At 62.1% G+C, this 2,496-nt stretch carries 4 protein-coding genes; 3 read left to right on the plus strand and 1 reads right to left on the minus strand.

Features of this window, described 5'->3' with window-relative positions:
* Nucleotides 1-63 precede the first annotated feature (63 nt).
* Genes WB528_RS13585 through WB528_RS13595 form a run of 3 tightly spaced genes read left to right on the plus strand, consistent with a single transcriptional unit; the run spans nt 64 to nt 2,049 of the window.
* The gene (locus tag WB528_RS13585) at nt 64-666 is read left to right on the plus strand and encodes a LemA family protein (protein WP_423888930.1); all 603 of its coding nucleotides are present in this window, start codon (nt 64-66) and stop codon (nt 664-666) included.
* Nucleotides 667-676: 10 nt separating this feature from the next.
* Nucleotides 677-1,549, plus strand: coding sequence for a TPM domain-containing protein (locus WB528_RS13590; protein WP_423888931.1), 873 nt, complete (start codon nt 677-679; stop codon nt 1,547-1,549).
* A 2-nt stretch (nt 1,550-1,551) separates the two neighbouring features.
* Nucleotides 1,552-2,049, plus strand: coding sequence for a TPM domain-containing protein (locus WB528_RS13595; protein ID WP_423888932.1), 498 nt, complete (start codon nt 1,552-1,554; stop codon nt 2,047-2,049).
* Between the two features lie 58 nt (nt 2,050-2,107).
* Here WB528_RS13595 and WB528_RS13600 read toward each other — a convergent pair.
* The coding region (locus WB528_RS13600; RefSeq protein ID WP_423888934.1) for a glutathione binding-like protein at nt 2,108-2,496 on the minus strand (389 nt) is incomplete at its 5' end.

Genomic DNA, 2,496 nt, shown 5'->3' on the forward strand with positions numbered 1-2,496 from the left:
CGGCGCTGTTCTCCGTCATATCGCTCTGGTACCCTGTCGCTCGTATAAGGCAGGAGGGATTTGATGCGCAAATTATTGACGGTGCTCGCGGCGTTGGCGACGCTGAGCCTCACCAATTGCGGCTATAACGCGATCCAGACCAACGATGAGCAGGTCAAGTCGGCCTGGTCGGAGGTCCTGAACCAGTATCAGCGCCGCGCCGATCTCGTGCCCAACCTCGTCAATTCGGTGAAGGGCTTTGCGCAACAGGAAAAGGACGTGCTGCTGGGCGTGACAAATGCGCGCGCCAAGGTCGGCAGCATCCAGGCAACGCCGGAACTCGTCAACGATCCCGGCGCCTTTGCCAAGTTCCAGGCCGCGCAAGGCGAACTCACCAGCGCATTGTCGAAGCTGTTGGTGGTGACCGAGAATTATCCGCAACTCAAATCGGATGCATTGTTTCACGACCTGATGTCGCAGCTCGAAGGCACCGAGAACCGGATCACGGTGGCGCGTAACCGCTACATCAAGGCGGTGCAGGACTATAATGTCGGCATCCGCACCTTTCCGACCAACCTGACGGCGATGGCGTTTGGTTACAAGGAAAAGGCCAACTTCACGGTCGACAACGAAAAGGAAATCTCATCCGCGCCGAAAGTGGATTTCAACGTGGCGCCGGCGAAGTAGCCTCGCGCCGATGATCGCAAGAGCTCTTCTCCTTGCGTTTGTGCTGAGCTGGCCGTTCGCGGCCGCAGCCGATGTCGCGGTGCCGCAGCTATCGGGGCGCGTGGTCGATCAGACCGGCACCTTGTCGGCCAGCGATGCGGCTGCGCTGACGCAACGGCTGAAAGACCTCGAGACCCGCAAGGGCAGCCAGGTTGCGGTGCTGATCGTGCCGACCACCCAGCCCGAGACGATCGAGCAGTTCTCGATCCGGGTCGCGGAAGCCTGGAAGATCGGGCGCAAGAAGATCGACGACGGTGCGCTGTTGGTTGTCGCGAAGGACGACCACAAGCTGCGAATCGAAGTCGGCTACGGCCTTGAGGGCCCGCTCACCGACGTGACCTCGCGGCGCATCATCGACGAGATCATCGTGCCGCGCTTCAAGACCGGCGACTTTACCGGCGGGATTTCGGCCGGCGTCGACCGTATCATCCGCATCATCGACGGTGAGCCTTTGCCGGTCCCGAAGCCCGAGGTATCGCATAGCGTCGATCCCAACATGTTCTTCGACATCGTTTTCAGTCCGTTCGGCTTTCTCGGTTATGCGGCGATCGCGGCCATCATGCGAGGTCTGATGGGCCGGCTGGTCGGTTCCGGCGTCACCGCCGGTGTGGTCGGCGTTATCGTCTGGCTTCTGCTGGGTTCAATCGTCGTCTCCGGCATCTTCGGGGTCATCGCATTCTTTCTCACGATGTTCGGCGACAGCATCTTGGCGGCAAGCCAGCAGGCGAGCCGCAGCGGCAGGGGTGGTTATGGCGGCGGCTGGTCCGGCGGTTCGAGCGATAGCGGCGGGTTTTCCGGTGGGGGCGGCAGTTTTGGCGGCGGCGGCGCCTCGGGGAGCTGGTAACGATGGGTCTCACACGGATCGGCAAGCATCTGGTCGAGCACCGCTGGCGGGCGCGTCGGGCTTTCCCGAAGGAGGCGCTCGACCGGATCGAGCAGGCGATCAAGGCTGGCGAGGCGATGCATTCCGGTCAGGTGCGGTTTGTCGTGGAGGGCGCGCTCGACGGAATGCCGCTATTCACCGGACAATCGGCCCGCGAACGTGCACTGGATATTTTCTCGCATTTGCGGATATGGGATACCGCGCACAATAACGGCGTACTGGTTTATCTCCTGCTTGCCGATCGTGACGTCGAGATCGTCGCCGACCGCGGCATCGATTCGAAGGTCGGCGCCGCGGGCTGGCGGAAAATTTGTGCCGCGATGGAGTCTGATTTCAGGAGCGGCAATTTCTCCGGCGGCGTGATCAAGGGGATTGCAGCCGTCTCGCGACAGCTCGCCATATATTTCCCCAAGCAGGGCGCCGGGCCGAACGAACTGCCGGATAAGCCGGTGGTGATCTAAAGGGCGGTCATTCCGGGCTCGCGCTAAACCGCGCCCCGGAATGACGAAGTCAACATGCTCACGCGCGCTTCGCGCCGGCAGGAGGGGTCACGGGATCGGCCTTGAGCGAAGGCCGCTGGGCAACGCGATCGAACCATGCCTTGATATTCGCATTCCCAGGATCGATCGGCTGGCCGACCAGGGCGCCAAAATCCAGCCAGCAAAAGAGCAGGATGTCGGCGAGCGTGAAGCGCTTGCCGCAGAGATAGTCACGTCCGTCGGCCATCTGACCATTCAGCCATTGCAGGCGGTTGGCGGCGATCATCTTCAGGCCGGGCGAGGCCTCCGGCACGACCGGAATGCGCTTTTCGAAAAATTTCAGCGCCTCGCCGAAACGATAGCCGTTGGCGAGCGGCTCGCAGATATTGAGGTCGACGCGACGCGTCCACATCCGGCACTCGGCGCGCT

Source organism: Bradyrhizobium sp., assembly GCF_049586575.1.
Taxonomy (GTDB): domain Bacteria; phylum Pseudomonadota; class Alphaproteobacteria; order Rhizobiales; family Xanthobacteraceae; genus Bradyrhizobium.